The organism is Kitasatospora sp. NBC_01302 (assembly GCF_035976515.1).
GTDB lineage: Bacteria > Actinomycetota > Actinomycetes > Streptomycetales > Streptomycetaceae > Kitasatospora.
Genome location: NZ_CP108404.1, coordinates 6759100 through 6780778, shown reverse-complemented (window position 1 = coordinate 6780778; position 21679 = coordinate 6759100). Strand labels below are relative to the sequence as shown.

The window sequence follows — 21679 nt, the reverse complement described above, 5'->3', positions numbered from 1 at the left end:
GTTACAGCTCCTTGATCGCGGTGGCCACGGCGGCCAGGAAGGCGTCGTTCTCGGCGGGAGTGCCGGCGGTGACGCGAAGCCGCCCCGGTACGCCGTTGTTGCGCACCAGCACGCCCTGGTCGAGCACCGCACGCCAGACGGCCTGCGGGTCCTCGAAGGTCCCGAACTGGATGAAGTTCGAGTCCGAGTCGGTCACTTCCAGGCCCATCGCGCGCAGCGCCTCGACCACCCGGTCGCGCTCGGCCTTGAGCTTCTCGACGTAGCCGAGCAGCGTGTCGGTGTGCTCCAGGCAGGCCAGCGCGGTCGCCTGGGTGACGGCGGACAGGTGGTAGGGCAGCCGGACCAGCTGGACGGCGTCCACCACCGCCCGGTCCGCGGCCAGGTACCCCAGCCGCAGGCCCGCCGCGCCGAAGGCCTTGGACATGGTCCGGGTGATCACCAGCAGCGGCCGGCCGTCGAGCAGCGGCAGCAGCGAGGCGCGGTGCGAGAACTCGACGTACGCCTCGTCCACGATCACCAGGGTCGGCTTGACCGCCTGCGCGGCCTCGTACAGCGCGAGCACCGTCTCGCGCCCGACGGCGGTGCCGGTCGGGTTGTTCGGCGAGCAGATGAAGAGCACGTCGGGGCGGTGCTCGGCCAGCGCCGTGACCGCGTTCTCGACGTCGATGGTGAAGTCGGCCCGGCGCGGGCCGGCGATCCAGCGGGTGCCGGTGCCGCGCGAGATCAGCTCGTGCATCTGGTAGGACGGCTCGAAGCCGAGCGCGCTGCGGCCCGGGCCGCCGAAGGTCTGCAGCAGCTGCTGGATGATCTCGTTGGAGCCGTTGGCCGCCCAGACCTGCTCCAGGCCGCGCTCGAACCCGGTGGTGCGGGTCAGGTAGCGGGCCAGCTCGGTGCGCAGCTCGACGGCGTCGCGGTCCGGGTAGCGGTTGAGGGTGCGGGCCGCCTCGGCCACCCGCTCGGCGATCCGGGCCACCAGCGGCTCGGGCAGCGGGTAGGGGTTCTCGTTGGTGTTCAGCTGGACCGGGACGTCCAGCTGCGGGGCGCCGTAGGGCGACTGTCCGCGCAGCTCGTCACGGACCGGCAGGTCGTCGATGTTCAAGAGTTCGGCACCGTCCAGTCGAACCGAGCGCGAATGGCGTCGCCGTGCCCGGGCAGGTCCTCGGCGTTGGCGAGGTTGACCACGTGCTCGGCGATCTCCGCCAGCGCCTCGCGGCTGTAGTCGATCACGTGGATGCCGCGCAGGAACGACTGTACGGACAGGCCCGAGGAGTGGCAGGCGCAGCCGCCGGTGGGCAGCACGTGGTTGGAGCCGGCCGCGTAGTCGCCCAGCGAGACCGGTGCGAAGCGGCCGACGAAGATCGCGCCGGCGTTGCGCACCCGGGCGGCCACCGCGGCGGCGTCCCGGGTCTGGATCTCCAGGTGCTCGGCGGCGTAGGCGTTGACCACGGCCAGGCCCTGCTCCAGGCCGTCCACCAGCACGATGCCGGACTGCCGGCCGCTCAGCGCCTCGGTGACCCGCTCGCGGTGCTTGGTCCTGGCCACCTGCTCCCCGAGCTCGGCCTCCACCGCGTCGGCGAGCACGGTCGAGTCGGTGACCAGCACGGAGGCGGCCATCGGGTCGTGCTCGGCCTGGCTGATCAGGTCGGCGGCCACCTCGGCGGGCACCGCGCTGTCGTCGGCCAGGACGGCGATCTCGGTCGGGCCGGCCTCGGCGTCGATCCCGATCCGGCCCTTGAGCAGGCGCTTGGCGGCGGCCACGTAGATGTTGCCCGGCCCCGTGACGAGGTTCACCGGCGGGCACTCGGCGGTGCCGTAGGCGAACATCGCGATCGCCTGGGCGCCGCCGACCGCGTACACCTCAGTGACGCCCAGCAGCGCGCAGGCCGCCAGGATCGCGGGGTGCACCTTGCCGCCGAAGTCCTTCTGCGGCGGGGAGGTGACCGCGATGCCCGGGACGCCGGCCTCCTGGGCGGGGACCACATTCATCACAACGGAGGACGGGTAGACGGCCAGGCCGCCCGGCACGTAGAGGCCGACCCGGTCCACCGGCACCCAGCGCTCGCTGACCGTGCCGCCGGGCACCACCTGGGTGGTGTGGTCGGTGCGGCGCTGCTCGTGGTGGACCAGGCGGGCCCGGCGGATCGACTCCTCCAGGGCCGCGCGCACCTTCGGGTCCAGCGTCTCCAGCGCGGCGGTGATCTCCGCCTCGGGCACCCGGGTGCGCGTCAGTCGGACCCCGTCGAAGCGCTCGGTGAGCTCGACCAGCGCCTCGACCCCGCGATGGCGTACGTCCTCGCAGATCGGCCGCACCTTCGCAAGGGCGGCCTCCACGTCGAACTCGGCACGGGGCAGCAGGTCGCGCGGGTCGCCGGTGGCGCCGCGCAGGTCGATTCGAGAGATCACAGGCCCAAGTGTAAGGAGTGGCCGGAATAGGTGGTCCCGCATTTCAGTCCGTGATACGAACACTGAGATCGGACAGGCCGAGGGGGGAGCTGGGCATGAGCGAGGTGCCGGCGGACTGGAATCCGGTGGAGCAGCGGCTGTGGGAGGACTTCCGGCGCGGTGCGGTGTGCGACCTGTCCGTACACGACCAGGCCGCCGACGACCCGGGTTCGCCCGTCGACTGGGGCCCGGAGCGAACAGTACGAGCCACCGTGCTCGCGCTGCTGCTGCTCAGCGGCCCCACCGCCGTCCCCGGCACGGTGCGCGGCCTCAAGCTCACCGGCGCGCTGATCACCGGGCGCCTGGACCTGGCGGGCGGGCGGCTCGAGGACTTCGTCGAGCTGCGCGGCTGCCGCTTCGACACCGGCGTGCTGCTCTCCGAGGCGCAGGGCGGCACGATCCGCTTCGACGGCTGCTGGCTGCCCCGGCTCGACGCCTCCCGGCTGGTCACCAGCGGGGACCTGGTGCTGGCGCGCTGCGCGGTGGCCTCCGGCGTGCGGCTGACCGACGCCCAGATCGGCACCGACCTGATCGTCAACCACCTGGTGGTCGGCGGCGACCAGTACGGGCACGCGTTCTCCGCCGACGGCCTGGCCGTCCACCAGGACTTCGAGGCCGACCGGCTGGTCACCTACGGCGACCTGAGCCTGCGCACCGCCCGGATCGGCGGTCGGCTCTCGCTGCGCGGCGCGCAGCTGTACGCCCGGCCCGGGCAGGGCAACTGCCTCAACGCGGCCCGGATCAGCGTGGGCAGCACCTGCTACCTGTCCGGCTGGCTGCCCGCCCAGGCGGGCAGGTCGCGGACGGACCTGTCCTGGCAGGCGCCGGCACCGGTGGGCTACAGCCTGCGCAGCCGGGACCCGGGGCCGTACTACCGCGACCCGCAGAGCAGCGACCCGGGCGCCGCCAGGGCCGCACTGGACGCACCGGACGCACCGGCGGCGCCACAGACGCCACAGACGCCACAGGCCAGTGGCGTACCGGGCCCGCCGGGCCTGCCGGCACCGCGTTCCGCGGCCGGTGAGCCCGGGAACGGGCCCGCCGGCGCGGCCCAGGCGCCCCTCGCGCTGGGCAGCGACCCGGGCAGCATGTACGGCCAGGGCTTCGGCCAGGTGGAGCCGGCGGGCAGCCGGAGCATGCCGTTCCGCGCCTTCGGCGGGGTGCGGCTGGACGACGCCCGGTTCGAGAGCGCCTGCCTGATCTCCAACGCCGAGTTCCACCTCGGCCACGGCCAGGAGCTGTCGCTGCGCCGGATCCAGACCCCCGAACTGCGCTTCACCTGCCCGGCCCCGCCCACCGGCACCGTCGCCCTCTCCCGCGCCCGGGTCGGCAACCTGGTCGACACCCCGCAGGCCTGGCCGCGCAACGGCAGGGTCCGGCTGACCGGCTTCGCCTACGAGTCGCTGCGCCCGCCGGAGGACTCCTCCTTCACCGTCGAGCAGCGCATCGCCTGGCTGGACCACGCGCTGGACACCTACCACCCCGAGCCCTACGAGCAGCTGGCCGCCGCGCTGCGGCGCGACGGCCTGGACGAGGACGCCCGCGAGGTGCAGTACGCCAAGCAGCGCCGCCGTCGCCAGGGCCTGCCGCTGCCGGGCCGGGCCTGGTGCTGGTTCCAGGACATCACCGTCGGCTACGGCTACCGCCCGGGCCGGGCCGCGCTGTGGCTGGTGGCCGCCTGGGCCCTGGGCACCTTCTGGTTCGCCGGCCACCAGCCCGCACCGGTCAAACTCGACGAGCACCCGCACTGGAACCCGGCGCTCTACTCGGCCAGCCTGGTGCTGCCGATCGTCAACCTGGGCCAGGACGGCTGGGCCCCGGCCGGGTTCGACCAGTGGCTGAGCGCGGCCCTGGTGCTGACCGGCTGGCTGCTGGCGAGCACGGCCGTCACCGGCGCGACCAGGGTCCTGCAACGGGGCTAGTGCCGCGTCAGGCAACCTTCGCCCCGTCGCGACGCCCGGCACGCACTCTCGCCGCACCGGCCGAAAGCCCAAGTACGTCCAGTACGAGGACTTCCGGCCGGCACGCCGACAGCACGCCCCGGACGCCGCTCCTTGACGGGCAAAAGTTGCCTGACGCGGCACTAGGACATGTCCCAGAGCCTTGGCCCGTCCCGCACTTGGCCGCCGGTCCCACTTTGGACCACAGTCCGCTGATTCACCAACTCCCGTCACGCAAGCGGCAGATGGACCGACCGCGGGATCGTCTCATGTGGTGTGGACCGGTGACCTGGGGCTGTCGGGCGGACCGGCCCGGCGGCCGGCCGCGTGTCGCATGATGGGTGCCATGGTTGATGTCCTGTCACATCGACTGGTTCCTGATCGGCTGTGGAAACTGGTCGAACCGCTGCTGCCCGCCTTCCTGCCGCGCCCCCAGGGCGGCGGCAGCGCCCCGCTGGACGACCGGACCGTCTTCACGGCCGTCGTCTACGTCCTGACCAGCGGCTGTTCCTGGCACCACCTGCCGCCCGAGTTCGGCGTCTCGCCCGCCACCGCGCACCGCCGGTTCCGCACCTGGGACCGGGCCGGGCTGTGGCAGCGACTGCACCAGGCCGCCGCCGAGCAGTGCGGCCCCCGCTCCGAGGGCCACTGGCTCACGATGATCGTGCGCGCCGCGCTGGCCCGGCAGGACCGCTGACCGACCCACGGCCGGCCGCGGGGCACCCCCTTGCCGTCCCCTTGCCCGCAACCCCCGCGCCCCGGCCGCGAAACCGCCCCGACCCTTTGCCGCCACCCCTCCGCGGGAATGCGGTCACGCTCGGAATCAAAGATTCCCCCTCCCCTCCCCCAGCTGTTCGGAAAAAATCCCCGTGCGATCGAACAGACACGCCGGTCACCCTTATCCGCCAGCCCTTTCAGTGGGCCTCCCGATCACCCGTCCGAGGTCACCACATGAGACAGGTGAACGAAAAATGAGAAATTCCTGAACGCTCCGAGCGCCCCTTGCCTCACTTGCGCGGACCGGCATAGTGTCCGTTGCGTTAAATCACCGAAAGGTGATTGGGGGACGTCCGCCCCGCGGACGCAGTGCCATGTTGCCGGTCGCACACCGGCGGGGAATCCGCCGACTGTGCCAAGTACCGCGTGGGCACGGGGGATTGAGCAGATCGACGATGCCGCCACGTCGATCGCCGGGCTGTGCGCAGGTCACGCACGTCAACCGGGGCCGCTCCAGAGGTTTGCCACGGTTTTACCAGGGCGCGCCGAAAGCGCTTTCGCAGCTTTGCGCCGCCCACTGTCACAGTTATTCCGATCATCGCCCGAATGCCCGATGAAGGTGTCGAGCGTTAAATCAACGGCTGTTGCAACCACCGCTACTCTCCTGCGGACAGGAGGAATCATGCCGAGAGTTGAATCGCCCTCGCAGCACAGCGAACCGCGGGGCGGCCCGGACGTTTCGGAGCCCGCCAGTCACTGGATTCTGCCGTCGGTCCCGTGGCTGGCCCAGTACTTCGAGCGGACCTGCGACCGGGTGCCGGACAATACCGCCGTCAGCTGCGGCGCCGTCCACCTCAGCTATGCCGAACTCGACCGTCGGGCCAATCAGCTGGCCCGGCTGCTGCGCGAGCGGGGAGCCGGGCCCGGCGCGAGCGTGGGAATTCTGCTGGAACGCTCCCCGGAGTCCTACGTCACCCTGCTCGCGGTCCTGAAGTCCGGTGCGTCCTACGTGCCGCTGGACCCCTCGTTCCCCGCCGACCGGGTCGGCTTCATCGCGCGCGACGCCGGGCTGTGCGACCTGGTGACCACCTCCTCGATGCGCCACCGGACCCCCGAGCTGCCCTGCCGGGTTCTCGAACTGGACGGGCTGGCAGACCAGTTGAGCATGCAGTCGGCCGACCGGCCGAACGTCGCGATCGACCCGTCGTCGGTCTGCTACGTCATCTACACCTCCGGAACCACCGGACGCCCCAAGGGCGTGGCCGTCTCGCACGCCAACATCGTCAACTTCCTGCAGTCCGTCGCCCCGATCTACCAGGTCCGCGAGGAGGACCGGGTCTACCAGGGGCTCTCGCTCGCCTTCGACTTCTCGGTCGAGGAGATCTGGCCCGCCTGGGTGGTGGGCGCCACCCTGGTGGCCGGGCCCACCGACGACCGGCGGGTGGGCGAGGGACTGGCCGCCTTCCTGGTCGAGCAGGCGATCACCGTGCTCTGCTGCGTGCCGACCCTGCTGACCACCATCGAGGCCGAGGTCTCCTCGCTGCGCAGCCTGCTGGTCAGCGGCGAGGCCTGCCCGCCCGACCTGGTCAGACGCTGGTCCAAGCCGGGCCGGCGGTTCCTGAACGTCTACGGGCCCACCGAGTCGACGGTCAGCGCCACCTGCGGCGAACTGTCGCCGCGCCGCCCGGTCACCATCGGCACCCCGCTGCCCAGCTACCGGGTCTACCTGCTCGACGAGAAGCTGCGCCCGGTGCCGGAGGGCGAGAGCGGGGAGATCTGCATCGGCGGCCCCGGCGTGGCGATCGGCTACCTCAACCGGCCCGAGCTCACCGCGGAGAAGTTCGTCACCAACCCGGTGGCGCACGACCGCGCGCAGAGCCCGCGGATCTACCGCACCGGCGACCTGGGCAGGCGCACCGCCACCGGCGAGATCGAGTTCCTGGGCCGGATCGACACCCAGGTCAAGATCCGCGGCTACCGGATCGAACTGGCCGAGATCGAGGAGGTGCTCCGCGAGGACCCCGCCGTCGAGAACGCGGTGGTCGTGCCGCGCGAACTCGACGGCGTGGTGCAGGACCTGGTCGGCTACCTCACCCTGGCCGGCGGCCCCGCGGCGGACGGCGAGGAGCTGCGCGAGCGGCTGCACACCACGCTGCGCGGCCGGCTGCCGGAGTACATGATCCCCTCCTTCGTCGAAGTCCTGGCCGCCTTCCCGCTGCTGGCGGCGGACAAGGTCGACCGGTCCGCACTGCCCGCACCCACCTCGCCGCCGCTGGCCAAACGTTCCCGCCCGCACGCGCCCGCCGAAACCGCGACCGAACGCCGGCTGGCCGCCGCCTGGCAGGAGGTGCTCGGCCTCACCCAACTCTCCGTGGAGGACGACTTCTTCCTCGACCTGGGCGGCCACTCGATGGCCGCGGCCCGGCTCATGTCGCGGCTGCGCAGGCTGCCGGAGCTGTCCCACCTGGCGATGGCGGACCTCTACGGCCACCCCACGGTGCGCGCGCTGGCCGGCTTCGTCGACCGGGCCGCCGCCGAGGCCACCGCCCCGCAGCCCGAGCGGCCCCAGGGCCCGCCACCGCGCCGCCACACGACACTCCGGACGGCCCTCTGCGGCAGTGCCCAGCTGGTGCTGCTGTATGCCTGGTTGATGGCCTTCGGGCTGCCCGCCCTGGTGCTGCTCTACCGGCTGCTGGCCGCCTGGCACGAGCCGCTCGCACGGGTGGCCCCCGGCAGCCCGCTGGACCACCTCGCGCACCTGGGGATCGGCGCGTTCATCCCGCTGGAGATCGGCTGGACACTGCTGGACCTGCTGCTGCTCCCGGTGCTGGGCTGCCGGCTGCTGCTGGCCGGCGTGCGGCCGGGCTGGTACCCGCTGTGGGGCGTGACCTACCTGCGGTTCTGGCTCTTCACCAAGGTGATGGCGACCTCGCCGGTCGCGCTGCTGGCCGGCTCACCGCTGCTGCCGCCGTTCCTGCGGCTGCTCGGCGCCCGGATCGGGCGCGGCTGCCACATCTCGACGCCCTTCGGCCTGCCCCGGTTCGTCGAACTCGGCGACCACGTGAGCGTGGGCTACGGCGCCCGGGTGCAGTCCTACACGGTCGAGGACGGCTGGCTGCGGCTGGCACCCGTCAGGCTCGGTGACGGCAGCTGCCTGGGGACCAACAGCGTGGTGCTGCCCGGCGCCGTGCTCGGCGCGGGCGCCTCGGTCGGCGAGCAGTCGCTGGTCTGGGCCGACCGCGCGGTGCCGGCCGGCGAGCACTGGGCGGGTGCGCCCGCCAGCGCGCAGGAGGCCGCCCCGCCGGTGCTCCAGGCGATGGCCGAGCAGCCCGACGAGCGGCCCTGGCCGCTGCCGGTGCTGGCCGGCTTCGCCGGCGGCGCGCTGCTGCTCATCCTGCTCCCGCTGCTCATCGCGGCCGCCGGATCGGCGCTGATCGGCTGGGTGGCCTGGCAGGACGGCTTCGGCTCGGCGCTGCTCTCCACCCTGGCGGCCGGACCGGTCTTCGTGCTGACCACCTGCACCCTGGTGGTGCTGATCAAGCGCGCGGTGCTGCCCCGGGTGCGGGCCGGCATCCACACCGAGCGCAGCGGCTTCGGGGTGCGCAAGTGGATCGGCGACGGCCTGCTGGCCACCAGCCTGACGCTGACCCACTCGCTCTACTCCACGCTCTACCTGGTGCCGTTCCTGCGCCTGCTCGGTGCCCGCACCGGCCGCCGCTCCGAGGTGGCGACGATCAGCTTCGTCGACCCGGACATGCTCATCATCGGCGAGGAGAGCTTCGTCGCGGACGTCAGCGTGGTGGCCCCCGCGGTCTTCCACCGCGGCCGGATCGCGCTGGCGCCCGCCGAGGTCGGCAGGCGCAGCTTCGTCGGCAACGGCGCGCTGCTGCCGGGCTCCTGCCGGATGGGCGACAACAGCCTGCTGGGCGTGCACTCGGTGGCACCGGCCAGGCCGGTCGGCCCGGAGACCACCTGGCTCGGCTCGCCGGCGATCTTCCTGCCGCGCCGCGAGGAGAGCCGGCGCTTCCCGTCCAAGTACACCTACGACCCCAGCCCCGGGCTGATCGCCGCCCGCCTGGCCATCGAGTACCTGCGCGTCACGCTCCCCTCGACCATCGCCGCGCTCGTCGCGCTCGGCGCCCTGTACGCGGGCATCGCGCTGGCCAGGACCGGCTCACCGCTGCTCCTGCTGCTGCTGGGACCGGCCCTGCTGCTGGGCGCCGGTCTGGCCGCGACCCTGCTGGTCGTGCTGCTCAAGTGGCTGGTCATCGGCCGCTACCGGCCCCGGGTGGAACCGCTGTGGGGCATCTGGGTGCGCCGCACCGAGCTGATCACCGGCCTGTTCGAGAACCTGGTGGTGCCCGCCCTGCTGAACCTCCTCACCGGCAGCCCGCTGGCGCCCTGGGTGCTGCGGCTGTTCGGCGCCCGGATCGGGCGCCGGGTCTGGCTCAACACGACCTACCTCACCGAGTTCGACCTGGTCGAGGTCGGCGACGACGCGGCCGTCGGCGAGGTGACCTCGCTGCAGACCCACCTGTTCGAGGACCGGGTCATGAAGATGTCCGACGTCCGGGTCGGGCGGGCCGCTTCGGTGGGCCCGCGGTGCGTGGTGCTGTACGACGCCGAGGTCGGCGCCGGCACCTGCCTGGACGCGCTCTCGCTGGTGATGAAGGGCGAGCAGCTGCCGCCCGGCACCCGCTGGCGCGGCATCCCCGCCCGCCGCTGCTGAACCACCCCACCCGCCCCCACACCTTCCTACCGGAGACCTCCATGACCTCGTTCCACCAGCTCGACGCCCGCACCGCCCCCCACGTGACCGGCGACCTGCCGGGCCCCCGCTCCGCCGAGTACCTGGCCCGCCAGCAGGGCTACGAGTCCAACGCCCGCAGCTACCCCAGGCGCCTGCCGATCGCCATCGCGCAGGCCGCCGGCAGCCTGGTCCAGGACGTGGACGGCAACGTCTTCATCGACTTCCTGGCCGGCGCCGGCGTGCTCTCGCTCGGCCACAACCACCCCGAACTGGTGGCCGCCGTCACCGCGCAGCTCGGCGTGCTCACCCACGGACTGGACTTCCCCACCCCCGTGCGGGAGGCCTTCGTCGAAGCCCAACTGTCCCTGCTGCCGGAACCGATGCGCGATCGCATGAAGATCCACTTCTGCGGGCCCACCGGCGCCAACGCCGTGGACGCCGCGCTCAAGCTGTGCAAGACCGCGACCGGCCGCGGCGACGTCATCACCTTCCAGGGCGGCTTCCACGGCAGCAGCCACGCGGCGATGGCGCTCACCGGGCTGGTCTCGCAGAAGCGGCCGATCGCCAACGGCGTGCCCGGCGTGCACTTCTTCCCGTACTCCTACTGCGCCCGCTGCCCCCTCGGCCTGACCCCCGACAGCTGCGCCACCAACTGCGTCACCTACCTGGAGCGGGCGCTGACCGACGGCAACGGCGGCGTGCCGCTGCCCGCCGCCGTGGTGATGGAGATGATCCAGGGCGAGGGCGGCATCATCCCCGCCACCACCGACTTCGTCCGCCGGGTCCGCACGCTCACCCGTGAACTCGGCATCCCGCTGGTGGTCGACGAGGTGCAGACCGGCTGCGGCCGCACCGGGACCTGGTTCGCCTTCGAGGAGTACGGCATCGAGCCGGACGTCATCATCGCCTCCAAGGCGCTCAGCGGCATCGGCGCCCCGGTCGCGCTCATCCTGTACGACGCCGCGCTCGACACCTGGGCGCCCGGCGCCCACACCGGGACCTTCCGCGGCAACCAACTGGCCTTCGCCGCCGGGGTGGCGGCCGCACGCATCGTCCAGCGGGACGACGTCCTGGGCAACGTCCTGCGGCGCGGCGAGCAGATCGCCGACCTGCTCAAGCCGCTGCTGGACGACCCCTGGGTGCTCGACGTGCGCGGGCGCGGGCTGATCCGGGGCATCGAGTTCGCCGACCCCGCCACCGGACGTCCCGCGGGCGCGCTCGCCGCCGCCGTCCAACGCGCCGCGCTGCAGCGGGGGTTGATCGTGGAGGTCGGCGGGCGCGAGGACGCCGTGGTGCGGCTGATGCCGCCGCTCAACGTCACGGCGGCCACCGTGGAGACCGCCTGTTCGATCCTGCTCGACGCGATCCGCACCGCAAAAGCCACTCAATCGGAGGTCTGAGCCATGAGTCTGATCGTGCAGAAGTACGGCGGCTCCTCCGTGCACAGCACGGAACGGATCAAGCGGGTCGCCGAACACGTCGTGGCCACCCGGCGACAGGGGCACGACGTGGTCGTGGTGGTCTCCGCCATGGGCGACACCACGGACGAACTCCTCGACCTGGCAAGAGCCTTGACGCCAGCGGCGGCCCCACGCGAGCTGGACGTGCTGCTGACCACGGGCGAGCGCATCTCCAACGCGCTGATGGCCATCGCCATCGAGTCCCTGGGCACCGAGGCGCGCTCCTTCTCGGGCGCGCAGGCCGGCATCCGCACCACCGGCGCGGCCGGGCGGGCGCGGATCGTCGAGGTGGTCCCGGACCGGGTCCGCAGCGCCCTGGACCGGGGCGCGGTCGCCGTGGTCGCCGGATTCCAGGGGATCAGCCGCGACACCGGGGACGTCACCACCCTGGGCCGCGGCGGCTCGGACACCACCGCGGTCGCGCTGGCCGCCGCGCTCAAGGCCGACCTCTGCGAGATCTACACCGACGTGGACGGCGTCTACAGCGCGGACCCGCGCCTGGTGCCCGACGCGCGACTGCTGGAGAACGTCGGCTACGAGGTGATGCACGAACTGGCCATGAGCGGCGCCAAGGTGCTCGCGCCGCGCAGCGTCGCGTACGCCGCCCGGCACCAGGTCCCGATCCGCGTCCGGTCCTCGTTCAGCACCAACCCCGGCACCATGGTGGCCGGTTCGGCGGACCTCCCGCCCGCCGAACACTCCAGCGTCACCGGCGTGGCGCACGACTCCTCGAAGGCGAGGATCACCCTCGCCGGGGTTCCGGACGCGCCCGAGCTCACCAGCCGGATCCTGCACCTGGTGGCCGACGTCGAGGCCGAACTCCACTTCGCCGTCCGGGGCCGGACCGACATCTCCCTCGTCCTGCCCGCGGCCGACGGACCACCCGCCCTGCGCGCGCTGCGGCAGGAGTGCGCGGACCTCGGCGTCGAGGAGCTGCACTACGACGAGCAGATCGGCAAGGTCTCCCTCGTCGGCAACGGCCTGCTCTCCCACCCCGGCGTGCTGGCCACCTGCTGCGAGACCCTCACCGAGGCCGGCGTGCACCTGGAGACCATCACCACCTCCGACATCCGCATCACCGCCCTCTGCCCCGCCCCCCAACTCCCCCACGCCGTCCGCGCCTGGCACACCGCCTTCGCCCTGGCCGCCCCCGAACTGGCCACCGTCCATGCGGGCAGCGGTCGCTGACTAATCGTCAGATAAGGACAGGATGGTGGCCCCGGCGCCCCAACGCCGGGGCCGCCATCCCCTGCCGGTTCAGCGACCACGCACCCCGCGCCGCCGCCGGTAGTAGTCCACCGTGACGACCGCGAGCAGCGGCCCCCACAGCAGGAGCGGTGCGTAGCAGGCGTCCATCAGGACGAGGGCCGGCCCGGTCGGCGCTCCCTTGGCCCCGCCGAAGCCACGGGCGTTGGGGATCGTCAGCAGGAGCAGGACGGCCGCGCCGAGCGAGGCCGGGACCACCGCGGCCAGCGGCGCGACCCGCCTGCCCCCGATCAGCGGGATCCAGCCCGGCACCACCTCGCCCCAGGGCCGGACCAGGCCGAGCGTCAGGAACGTCAGCCCTTCGACGCCCAGGCTCATCGCGACACACACCACGGTGAACCAACCGGGAACGCTCAACTCCCTGGTGTCGAAGCCCACCGGAATGCCGAGTCCCATCACGGTCCGCCACACCCCGGACGGTGCGGCGGTGAGGGCCGCGACCTGCGCGGCCCGCACCGCCCAACGAGCGGGCGGCGCACTCGCGCGGACGGCGACGGCTGACGGTGTCCCACAGATGACCATGGCTCCATGCTGTCCGGCCGGCCACCCGAGCGGATCCTCCGCAGGGGCCGACCCGGCTCCCCCTCCCGGGGGAAGACGCCCCGTCGCCCTCCGCCGGAGGGCCGAGCCCCGCACCGGCTACCCCGCGAACTCCACGTCCGGGTAAGCCGCCGAAGGCCCGTCGAGCAGGTGGTCGTCCGTGCCCCGCAGCCAGCGGTCGAAGAACGAGGCCAGGTACGCCCGCTGTTCGGCGACGGCGCGGGTGGGCGCGATGGTGCCGAGGGCCTTGGTGACGGTGTCCGGCGGGAGGTTCAGCTGCCGGACGATCTGCGGCAGCATCGACTCCTTGTCGGTCATGGTCGTCTCGGTGGAGCCGCTCAGGGTCAGGTCGCGGTGCCAGCCGGTGCTGTGGTCCCACAGCGCACCCCAGGACGGATCGGTGCGGATGTCGTCGCCCTGGCTGCCCAGCAGCAGCACCGGGCGGTCCACGCCGTCGGTGGCGGCCGTCGAGGGGTTGGCGGGGTCGTTGTCGTCCCCGACGTAGCCGAGCAGGCCGTCCAGGTCGGCCGCAACCTTGATCCGCGGGTCGTCGTGCATCGCCTGGATCGCCGTGAAGCCGCCGCCGGACTGGCCGAACATGCCGATCCGGTCCGGGTCGAGCGCGCCGGCCAGCCCCTGGGGCAGCTGCTGGTGGTCGGCGTCCGGGTTCCGTCCGGCGGCCAGCGCGTCCAGCTGGTCGAGCACGAAGCGGGTGTCGGCCACCCGCACCCCGACCACCTTCTTCAGCAGCGCGGTGATCTTCGCCGGGTCGTTCCCGACCTGGCCGGCCTGGTCCCGCAGGACGCTGGTGACCACCCGGTGGCCGGGGAACTCCACCGCTGGCGCCTCGTAGGTGTGGTCGATGGTGACCACGACGTAGCCGCGCGAGGCCAGGTCGTCGGCCAGGGTGCTGTTCAGCGAGCGGGGATCGCCGGCACCCGGCGAGTAGAGCACCACCGGGAGCGGGCCGCCGCGCCGGTCCACCGGCGCGCCCTGGTGGGCGTGGGTGAGGGTGGCCGACCAGTCGACCCGGTCGAGCGGCACGTCGTCGGCGTTCAGGTACTGGCCGGGGAAGGCCGCCGCCTCGCCCGCCGTCAGCTGCGGCGCGAGCGGGTAGCGGTCGGCGTCCCGGGCCGGGTAGCGGATGCTGACCATCAGCTCGCGATCGGGCTGCGTGGCGACCCACGGGTCGGGCCGCGAGGTGTCCACCAGGTGCAGCGAGACCGTGCCGACCTGGTGCGGGCCGCTGGGCGCGGGCAGTGCCACCCGGGCCTGCCGCGTCGGGCCGGCCGCCACCGCGGCCGGCCCGCCCGTCCCGGGCTGTGCCGAGGCGGCACCGGCCGTGCCGACCGCGCCCATGGTGGCCAGCAGCGCCGCCGCGAGCGCCAGCCCGCTGCGCGGCCGACGACGCCGGGGGGTGCCGGTGACGGCCTCGATCATGGCGGACATGGCGCAACTCCCTTGTCTGGTGGGCGACGGAGCCGTTCCGCCGCCGGCTCAAGACTTTCGCAGCCGCGCGTCCGGCAACAGCGTGGCACCACCCCGGGCGGGGGTGGTGCCAGCACGAGTGGCGACCGGCGCAGCGGCCCGGCAGCCTCCGAGCGTCGGGCTGACACCGCGGGCGGCTACGCTGTGCGCCGTGACAGAACGGCTGCCGATCTTCCCGCTGAATGCCGTGCTCTACCCCGGGCTGGTGCTCCCCCTGCACGTGTTCGAGGAGCGCTACCGCCGCCTGGTCGCCGATCTGCTCGCCGGGCCGGAGGACCAGCCGCGGCGGTTCGGCGTGCTGGCGATCAAGGACGGCCGCGAGGTCGCCCCGGTCACCGAGAGCGACGAACCGGCGGGTCCCCTGGACGGCCTCGGCACGGCCACCGGCGATCCGCTGGAGGCGCTGCACCACATCGGCTGCGTGGCCGACGTCGCCTCGATCACCCCGCAGCAGGACGGCCGCTACGAGCTGCTGATCACCGGCACCACCCGGTTCCGGCTGCGCGAGGTGGAGACCGGCGGCCCGTATCTGACGGGCCGGTGCGAGCTGATCGAGGAGGAGCAGGGCACCGGGGCCGGTGCGCTGGCCGGCGGTGTGGAGCGGGCGTTCCGGGCGTACCAGAAGCGGCTGGCCGGTGCCCGGCAGGCCAGTCTGACCGGCGACCAGGAGCTGCCCGACGACCCGCAGGTGCTCTCCTACCTGGTGGCGGCGGCCTCGGTGCTGGAGGTGCCGGTCAAGCAGCAGCTGCTGGCCTGCCCCGACACGGCGACCCGGCTGAGCACCGAGCTGGAGCTGCTGCGCCGGGAGACCGCGCTGCTGGCCTGGCTGCCCTCGGTACCGGCGGTGGAGCTGACCCGGCAGGCCTTCAGCCCGAACTGAGGCCCGAACTGAGGCCCGAACTGAGGCCCGGACCCCGAGGTCTCGAACCGAGATTCCAGGAGCGCCCATGGCGAAGGCGAAGAAGAGCAAGGGCGGCACCCCCGCCACCGTGACCCTGGAGGCCGCGGGCGTGCCGTTCGCCCTGCACGCCTACGAGCACGACCAGGGGGCCGCCTCCTACGGCGGCGAGGCGGCCCAGGCGCTGGGCGTCGACCCGCTGCGGGTGTTCAAGACGCTGGTGGCCGAGGTCGACGGCGCCCTGACGGTCGGCGTGGTGCCGGTGGCCGGGCAGCTGGACCTGAAGGCGCTGGCCACCGCCGTGGGCGGCAAGCGCGCCGCGATGGCCGACCCGGCGGCGGCCGAGCGCAGCAGCGGGTACGTGCGCGGCGGGATCTCGCCGCTGGGGCAGCGCAAGGCGCTGCCCACGGTGCTGGACGCGAGCGCGCTGGCCCACGACACGATCTACGTGTCCGCGGGCCGGCGCGGTCTGGAGGTGGAGCTGGCGCCCGCCGACCTACTGCGGCTGACGGGTGCTGTCAGCGCCGAGATCGGCCGGGGCTGACGGACTGCCCACGGTCTGGCCGGCCGGGGTCCCCGTACCCTGGCCGCCCACCGCCTGGGCGCCGACCACCGGCCCCGCCCCCGGCGAGGCCTCCGGCTTCTCCGCGGCACCGGCGTCCGCAGCCGACGGGTCCGCAGCGCCCGAAGCGTCCGACGCGTCCGACACCCCCTCGCCCTCGGCGGCCGTCGGCACCGGGAGCTCGTCCACCGGGCCGCCCGCCGAGGGCAGCACCGGACCGGCCCAGTACGGCGGCGGGTCCTGCTCGCGCTTGCCGAAGGTGGCGGTGAGCGCCAGCAGCGCGAGCAGCGCGGCGAACGGCCAGGCCAGCAGCGCCCCGTAGGCACTCAGCTGGAGCGCCTCGTTGAAGGTGTGCCCGTCGCCGACCTGCTTGGCGTGGGCGATCAGGTTCGTGGTGGGGCCCAGTGCCATGCCCAGCCGCCAGGCGATCAGCGAGCCCGCCAGGCCGCCGAGCCCCAGTGCCAGCGCAACCACGACGCCGCCGCCGCGCTGCCGGGTGCGCAGGAACGCGGCCCCCGCGGTGACCAGGCCGAAGGCCAGGCCGAGCAGCACGAAGGTGCCGTCGGCACCGGCCCGCTGCTCGCCCTCCGGGTCCACGTACAGCACGCTCTGGCCGTGCACCACGAGCGGCACCTCGGGCGCCAGCCAGTACCAGAGCGCCCCGAGCAGCACACCGAGCAGCAGACAGGCGCCGAGGATCGGAGCGCCGACCCTGAGCTCGTCCATCAGCCGGTTCCCGTGGGCGGAGCGGGTCAGTCCGGTCCACCGGCCCGACGGCTGCGCGGCCGTCGTCTCCGGCGTCTCGGAGACCGGCTGCGCGGCCTCGCGGTCCGACGCCGCGGGAGTGTCCTGGGCCGCGGCCGGCTCCGCGGCGGTCGGCGCCTGCCCCCGGGCGCCGTCACCGGTGTCCTTCGGCAACCCCCCAGCGCCCTTCGGCAGGCCGCCGGAAGCGTCGCCCTGGTCGGCCCCCTGCGGCAGATCCTCGGAGATACCCAGCGGGTTGCCGCCCTGAGGGGCACCCGGAGGCGTGTTCGGTACGGTCACGTCACCCATCGTTTCACGCCGAGTGCCCAGATCCGGCTAGCGGGTCGTGGCGCGGCGGTAGGACCATGTCGCGATTGCCAGCGAGAGCACGCCGACGCCCGCGCAGACCGCCAGGTCGCCCAGCACCAGCGCCCAGTCGGGCCGGCGCGCGAAGGTGGCGGCGAAGGCGTCCACCCCGTAGGTGGACGGGAGCAGGTCGCGCAGCGCCCGCACCGCCGTCGGCAGGTGCGAGGCGGGCAGCACGCCGAGCAGCAGCGCAGCGGACATGCCGAGCTGCCCGGCCATGGTGGCCAGCTCCTGCTTGGGGGCGAGCAGGCCGAGCGCCGCGCCGATGCCGGAGAGCGCGGCGCCGGCCAGCGGGACCACCACCAGCAGCACCCACAGGTGCGCCGGCGAGAGCCCGAAGAGCACCGCGCCGAAGCCCGCCGTGACCAGCGCCCCCGGCAGCGTGAAGGAGGCGTAGGCCGCCGCCGCGCCGAGCACCACGGAGGCTGCCGGGACGGGCAGCGTCGCGTAGTGGTCCAGGCCGCCGGTGGCGCGCAGCCGGCCGAAGTACTGGGCGAGCAGGTTGAGTGCCACGAAGGCGACCACCAGCACGCTGGAGCCCGCCACCACCGCGCGCGCCGAGGGGTTGTCACCGCTGTCGACCACCCCGCGCATCATCACCAGGATGCCGATGGACTGGAAGCTGGCGACGAACATCAGCGGGATCCGGGCCACCTTGGCGCGGGCCAGCTGGGCCCGGTAGACCGCCGCGAGCGCGGGCAGCAGCCGGGCGGCCGGAGCCAGCGGGGCGGCGGCACGGGTGGCGGCCGGCGCGGGGGTGGGGGTGAGTACGGTCACTTCGCCAGTCCTTGGTGGCGGCCACCGAGCCGGAGGTAGACGTCCTCCAGGCTCGGCGTGGCCAGGGTGAAGTCGTCCAGGGCGGCGAAGGCCGGCCCGGTGGTGACGGCGGCGACCAGCTCCCTGGCCTCCTCCGGTGTGGTCCGCACCGTCCAGCGCCGGCCGGTGCGCTCCGCGCGCTCGGCCAGCCGGGCGACCGCGGGCACCTCCACCGGCGGCTCGGTGCGCCAGACCAGGTCGAGCCGGACGTCCCCGTCGACCATCGCCTTGAGACCGCCGGGGGTGTCGCAGGCGATCACCCGGCCCTCGTCCAGCACGGCGACCCGGTCGAGCACCGTCTCGGCCTCGATGACGTTGTGGGTGACGAGCAGCACGGTGGTGCCGCGCTCGGAGCGGCGGCGGTCCACCGCCGACCAGACGGCGCGCCGGGCCACCGGGTCCATGCCGGTGGTGGGCTCGTCCAGGACCAGCAGCGGGCGCTCGCCGACCAGGGTGGCGGCGAAGCAGGCCAGCCGGCGCTGCCCGCCGGAGAGCTTGGCCAGCGGGCGCGCGGCCAGCGGGGTCAGGCCCAGCTCGTCGAGCACCTCGGCGCTCGCGGCGCGGGCCGCGGCGCGGCTCAGGCCGCGCAGCCGGCCGGTGGTCTCGGCGGCCAGCGCCACCGTCAGCTCGTCCAGCGCGGTGGATTCCTGGCCGAGGTAGCCGAGCAGCCGGGCCGCCCGCTCGGGGTGGCGGACCACGTCGTGGCCGAGGATCTCGACGCTGCCGGCGTCCGGCCGCAGCAGGCCGGTGAGCTGGCGCACCAAGGTGGACTTGCCGGCGCCGTTGGGGCCGAGCAGGCCGAAGATCTCGCCCTGGCGGATCTCCAGGTCGACCCCGTCGTTGGCCCGGATCTCGCCGTGGCGCTTGGTGAGGCCCCGGACGGAGCAGCAGGGCAATGGGGCGTCACTCACGAGCGAAGACTCTACGCGCCGACCATGAGGAAACCGGACCAGGGGCCCGTTCGGCACCACTGTCGGCCGCCGACTCCCCCGATCAGTCGTCCACCACGATCAGCTCGCCGCCCGGCACCCGGGCCGCCAGCTCCTTCCAGAAGCCGGCCCGGATCGCGTACCGGTCGTGCTCGTCGATCTGGTCGTCCTTGTGGGCGAGCAGGCCGAACCGGGCCGCGTAGCGCAGCAACTCGCCGTCGACCCGGTGCGGGATGCGCGGGTAGTCGCCCCAGATCGGGGTGAGCCGTTCGCGGTCGCCCAGGCGCTCGGTCCAGCGGCGGGCGAAGACCTGGCCGACCTCGTGCGGGTCGCCGCCGATCGCGGTGATGTCCTCCTCGCGGTCGGCCCAGCGCTGCTCGGCGGTGGTGAGCTGGGCCAGGGTGGGCAGCGCGTCGGCGGCGGTGGGGGCCTCGGTGGGCGGGCGGTCCACCCAGCCGCGGTCGGAGGACCAGCGCAGCACTGGGCCGTTGCTCGCGGTGGCGGGCGGCTGCTGGTGCTGGTGCGCCTGGGCGGTGCGGCCGGCCAGGTCCTTGGGGGTGGGGACGACCTTGAGCGCGGCGGGCGGCATCGCGGCGGGCGTGGCCGGCGCTTCGGAGGCCTCGGCGGCGGCGGGGCGGGCGGCCGGCGGGGCGGCCAGGATCTTGGCGATCTCCGGGCGCGGCCCGGCGGGCGGGAAGGCCACCGCGGGTTCGCGCAGCCGCACCGAGCGGGTGATCCACTCCCGGTCCAGCACCCGGCGCTCGTCGGCCTCGCCGACCAGGTCCTCGGACTGGTTGAAGTCGCCGTCGGCGGCCTGCAGCGCCCACAGGTGGACGGCCACGCCGTGTTCCTTGGCCGACATCATGCCGGGCAGCAGGTCCCCGTCGCCGGTGACCAGCACCACGTCCGCGCAGGCCCGGTTGCGGGCCAGCTCGGAGAGTTCGGCGTGCATCGCGGCGTCCACGCCCTTCTGCACCCAGCGGCCCTCGGCCCGGGTGAGCGCGCCGAGCCGCACGGTGACCCGGGGCAGCACCCGCAGCCGGCGGTGCTCGGGCATCGGGCGGCGCTCAGGGGCCGCGTCGAACCAGTAGATCCGCAGCAACGGCAGGCCGGTCTCCTCCTCGGCCCGGTCGCGCAGCGAGGCGATCAGCGCGGTGTGGTCGACCGTCACCCGGGAACGGGCGGGCTCCCCGGCCAGCAGACTGGCGGCGGCCCCCAGCAGGTATCCCGCATCCACCAGGACGACACAGCGGTCCATGAGGTACCCCTCTTCCTGTGCTCTGCCGCTGAGCACGGGCAGTTCGTGCAGTCTGCCCGAGCGAGGCTCACCTGGGCACCCTGCCGGACCGTTGCGGTCTCCATTACCCCCCGAAGGCGTCGTGAATCACCCGGCTGCGCGGGCTTCGCGGTAGGCCGGCCGAGGGACACGGACGGCGCGGCGACTCCGTTCGGCCCAGTTGACGGGGCCGCGGTGGAAAAGCCGCGGGGGCTCCTGACACCTGGTCAGGAGCCCCCGCGGTCCGGCTTCGCCCGGTCGGCCCAGTCCCGGTCGGCCCAGTCCTGGTCGGCCCAGTCCTGGTCGGCCCAGTCCTGGTCGACGCAGTCCCGGTCAGCCGGTCCCGGTCAGCCCAGTCCCGGTCAGCCGGTCCCGGTCAGCCGAGCTCGGCGGCGACCAGCTCGGCGATCTGCACGGCGTTGAGCGCCGCGCCCTTGCGCAGGTTGTCGTTGGACAGGAAGAGCGAGATGCCGTTCTCCGCCGTCTCGTCCCGGCGGATGCGGCCCACGTAGCTCGGGTCCTGACCGGCCGCCTGCAGCGGGGTGGGGATGTCGGTCAGCACCACGCCCGGTGCCCCGGCCAGCAGCTCGGTGACCCGCTCGGGGCTGATCGGACCCGCGAAGCGGGCGTTGACCTGGAGCGAGTGGCCGGTGAAGACCGGCACCCGCACGCAGGTGCCGGAGACCTTGAGCTCGGGGATGCCGAGGATCTTGCGGCTCTCGTGGCGCAGCTTCTGCTCCTCGTCGGTCTCGTTCAGACCGTCGTCCACGATCGAGCCGGCCAGCGGGATCACGTTGAACGCGATCGGACGCCGGTAGACCTGCGGCTCGGGGAAGTCGGCGTTCGACCCGCCGTGGGTGAGCGCCGCGGCACCGTCCACGACCTTGTGGGCCTGCTCCTGCAGCTCGGCGACACCGGCCAGGCCGCTGCCGGAGACGGCCTGGTAGGTGGCCACCACCAGCGCGGTCAGCCCGGCCTCCTGGTGCAGCGGGCGCAGCACCGGCATGGCAGCCATCGTGGTGCAGTTCGGGTTGGCGATGATGCCCTTGGGACGCTCGGCGATCGCCTGCGGGTTGACCTCGGCCACCACCAGCGGGACCTCGGGGTCGCGCCGCCAGGCGGAGGAGTTGTCGATCACCACGGCGCCGGCCGCGGCCACCTTGGGTGCCAGCTCCTTGGAGGTGCCACCGCCGGCGGAGAAGATCACGATGTCCAGGCCCGTGTAGTCGGCGGTGGCCGCGTCCTCGACGGTGACCTCGCCGCCCTGCCACGGCAGCGTCTTGCCGGCCGAGCGCGCCGAGGCGAACAGGCGCAGCTGCTCGACCGGGAACGAACGCTCCGCCAGGATCTCCCGGACCACGCCGCCGACCTGGCCGGTGGCGCCCACAATGCCGATCTTCATCCGTACTTCCTCCTCCGATGTGCTGCTCAGCTTCATCTTGCCTGCTCGCCGACATATCCCCGCACGGTATTCACCACGTGGAC

The 21679-nt window shown here is 73.6% G+C and carries 16 protein-coding genes; 7 read left to right on the top strand and 9 right to left on the bottom strand.

Translation table 11 applies throughout. The features are described from left to right. Position 1: 1 nt before the first annotated feature. Both OG294_RS29760 and hisD read right to left on the bottom strand, forming a co-directional pair. Entirely contained in the window at positions 2-1099 is a 1098-nt protein-coding gene (locus tag OG294_RS29760) for a histidinol-phosphate transaminase (protein WP_327069632.1), read from the bottom strand. Continuing rightward, entirely contained in the window at positions 1096-2403 is a 1308-nt protein-coding gene (hisD, locus tag OG294_RS29755; protein ID WP_327069631.1) for a histidinol dehydrogenase, read from the bottom strand. The genes OG294_RS29760 and hisD overlap by 4 nt, the downstream gene beginning before the upstream one ends. 95 nt (positions 2404-2498) lie before the next feature. On the opposite strand from hisD, the gene OG294_RS29750 reads away from it, so the two are divergent. From OG294_RS29750 to OG294_RS29730, 5 genes are all read left to right on the top strand, one after another. Beyond that, on the top strand, positions 2499-4364 hold the full coding sequence (locus tag OG294_RS29750) for an oxidoreductase (protein ID WP_327069630.1): 1866 nt from the start codon (positions 2499-2501) through the stop codon (positions 4362-4364). Between the two features lie 364 nt (positions 4365-4728). Beyond that, positions 4729-5079, top strand: coding sequence for a transposase (locus tag OG294_RS29745; RefSeq protein WP_327069629.1), 351 nt, complete (start codon positions 4729-4731; stop codon positions 5077-5079). 702 nt (positions 5080-5781) lie between these two features. Then, the gene (locus OG294_RS29740) at positions 5782-9828 is read left to right on the top strand and encodes a Pls/PosA family non-ribosomal peptide synthetase (protein WP_327069628.1); all 4047 of its coding nucleotides are present in this window, start codon (positions 5782-5784) and stop codon (positions 9826-9828) included. A gap of 41 nt (positions 9829-9869) precedes the next feature. After that, a complete protein-coding gene (locus tag OG294_RS29735) occupies positions 9870-11249 on the top strand; it encodes a diaminobutyrate--2-oxoglutarate transaminase family protein (RefSeq protein WP_327069627.1) in 1380 nt (459 codons plus the stop codon). Positions 11250-11252: 3 nt separating this feature from the next. Next, the gene (locus OG294_RS29730) at positions 11253-12497 is read left to right on the top strand and encodes an aspartate kinase (RefSeq protein WP_327069626.1); all 1245 of its coding nucleotides are present in this window, start codon (positions 11253-11255) and stop codon (positions 12495-12497) included. A 69-nt stretch (positions 12498-12566) separates the two neighbouring features. Here the strand turns inward: OG294_RS29730 and OG294_RS29725 are convergent, their stop codons facing one another. Further along, the gene (locus OG294_RS29725) at positions 12567-13097 is read right to left on the bottom strand and encodes a hypothetical protein (RefSeq protein WP_327069625.1); all 531 of its coding nucleotides are present in this window, start codon (positions 13095-13097) and stop codon (positions 12567-12569) included. 117 nt (positions 13098-13214) lie between these two features. Further along, positions 13215-14564 carry an alpha/beta hydrolase family protein gene (locus OG294_RS29720; RefSeq protein WP_327069624.1) on the bottom strand — a complete coding sequence of 450 codons (1350 nt, stop codon included), beginning with the start codon at positions 14562-14564 and terminating at the stop codon, positions 13215-13217. 190 nt (positions 14565-14754) lie between these two features. On the opposite strand from OG294_RS29720, the gene OG294_RS29715 reads away from it, so the two are divergent. Together OG294_RS29715 and ybaK are read left to right on the top strand one after the other, a co-directional pair. Beyond that, positions 14755-15483: an LON peptidase substrate-binding domain-containing protein gene (locus OG294_RS29715; protein WP_327069623.1), complete on the top strand. Its 729-nt coding sequence runs from the start codon at positions 14755-14757 to the stop codon at positions 15481-15483. 67 nt (positions 15484-15550) lie between these two features. Then, entirely contained in the window at positions 15551-16045 is a 495-nt protein-coding gene (ybaK, locus tag OG294_RS29710) for a Cys-tRNA(Pro) deacylase (RefSeq protein WP_327069622.1), read from the top strand. Here ybaK and OG294_RS29705 read toward each other — a convergent pair. The 5 genes from OG294_RS29705 to OG294_RS29685 form a co-directional block, all read right to left on the bottom strand. Continuing rightward, positions 15998-17107 carry a hypothetical protein gene (locus tag OG294_RS29705; RefSeq protein WP_327069621.1) on the bottom strand — a complete coding sequence of 370 codons (1110 nt, stop codon included), beginning with the start codon at positions 17105-17107 and terminating at the stop codon, positions 15998-16000. The two genes, ybaK and OG294_RS29705, sit on opposite strands and share 48 nt — an antisense overlap. Positions 17108-17143: 36 nt before the next feature. Further along, positions 17144-17950, bottom strand: a complete 807-nt coding sequence (locus tag OG294_RS29700; RefSeq protein WP_442789243.1) for an ABC transporter permease — start codon at positions 17948-17950, stop codon at positions 17144-17146. Then, entirely contained in the window at positions 17947-18900 is a 954-nt protein-coding gene (locus OG294_RS29695) for an ABC transporter ATP-binding protein (RefSeq protein WP_327069620.1), read from the bottom strand. Before OG294_RS29695 ends, OG294_RS29700 begins: the two co-directional genes overlap by 4 nt. A gap of 82 nt (positions 18901-18982) precedes the next feature. Continuing rightward, positions 18983-20176 carry an NYN domain-containing protein gene (locus OG294_RS29690; RefSeq protein ID WP_327069619.1) on the bottom strand — a complete coding sequence of 398 codons (1194 nt, stop codon included), beginning with the start codon at positions 20174-20176 and terminating at the stop codon, positions 18983-18985. 394 nt (positions 20177-20570) lie between these two features. Then, the gene (locus tag OG294_RS29685) at positions 20571-21596 is read right to left on the bottom strand and encodes an aspartate-semialdehyde dehydrogenase (RefSeq protein ID WP_327069618.1); all 1026 of its coding nucleotides are present in this window, start codon (positions 21594-21596) and stop codon (positions 20571-20573) included. Positions 21597-21679: the final 83 nt, after the last annotated feature.

Excerpts from the sequence above, each read along its gene's own strand:
- OG294_RS29750 (WP_327069630.1), top strand. The coding sequence starts at position 2,499 with ATGAGCGAGGTGCCGGCGGACTGGAATCCGGTGGAGCAGCGGCTGTGG.
- OG294_RS29745 (WP_327069629.1), top strand. The coding sequence starts at position 4,729 with ATGGTTGATGTCCTGTCACATCGACTGGTTCCTGATCGGCTGTGGAAA.
- OG294_RS29740 (WP_327069628.1), top strand. The coding sequence starts at position 5,782 with ATGCCGAGAGTTGAATCGCCCTCGCAGCACAGCGAACCGCGGGGCGGC.
- OG294_RS29735 (WP_327069627.1), top strand. The coding sequence starts at position 9,870 with ATGACCTCGTTCCACCAGCTCGACGCCCGCACCGCCCCCCACGTGACC.
- OG294_RS29730 (WP_327069626.1), top strand. The coding sequence starts at position 11,253 with ATGAGTCTGATCGTGCAGAAGTACGGCGGCTCCTCCGTGCACAGCACG.
- OG294_RS29725 (WP_327069625.1), bottom strand. The coding sequence starts at position 13,097 with ATGGTCATCTGTGGGACACCGTCAGCCGTCGCCGTCCGCGCGAGTGCG.
- OG294_RS29720 (WP_327069624.1), bottom strand. The coding sequence starts at position 14,564 with ATGTCCGCCATGATCGAGGCCGTCACCGGCACCCCCCGGCGTCGTCGG.
- ybaK (WP_327069622.1), top strand. The coding sequence starts at position 15,551 with ATGGCGAAGGCGAAGAAGAGCAAGGGCGGCACCCCCGCCACCGTGACC.
- OG294_RS29690 (WP_327069619.1), bottom strand. The coding sequence starts at position 20,176 with ATGGACCGCTGTGTCGTCCTGGTGGATGCGGGATACCTGCTGGGGGCC.
- OG294_RS29685 (WP_327069618.1), bottom strand. The coding sequence starts at position 21,596 with ATGAAGATCGGCATTGTGGGCGCCACCGGCCAGGTCGGCGGCGTGGTC.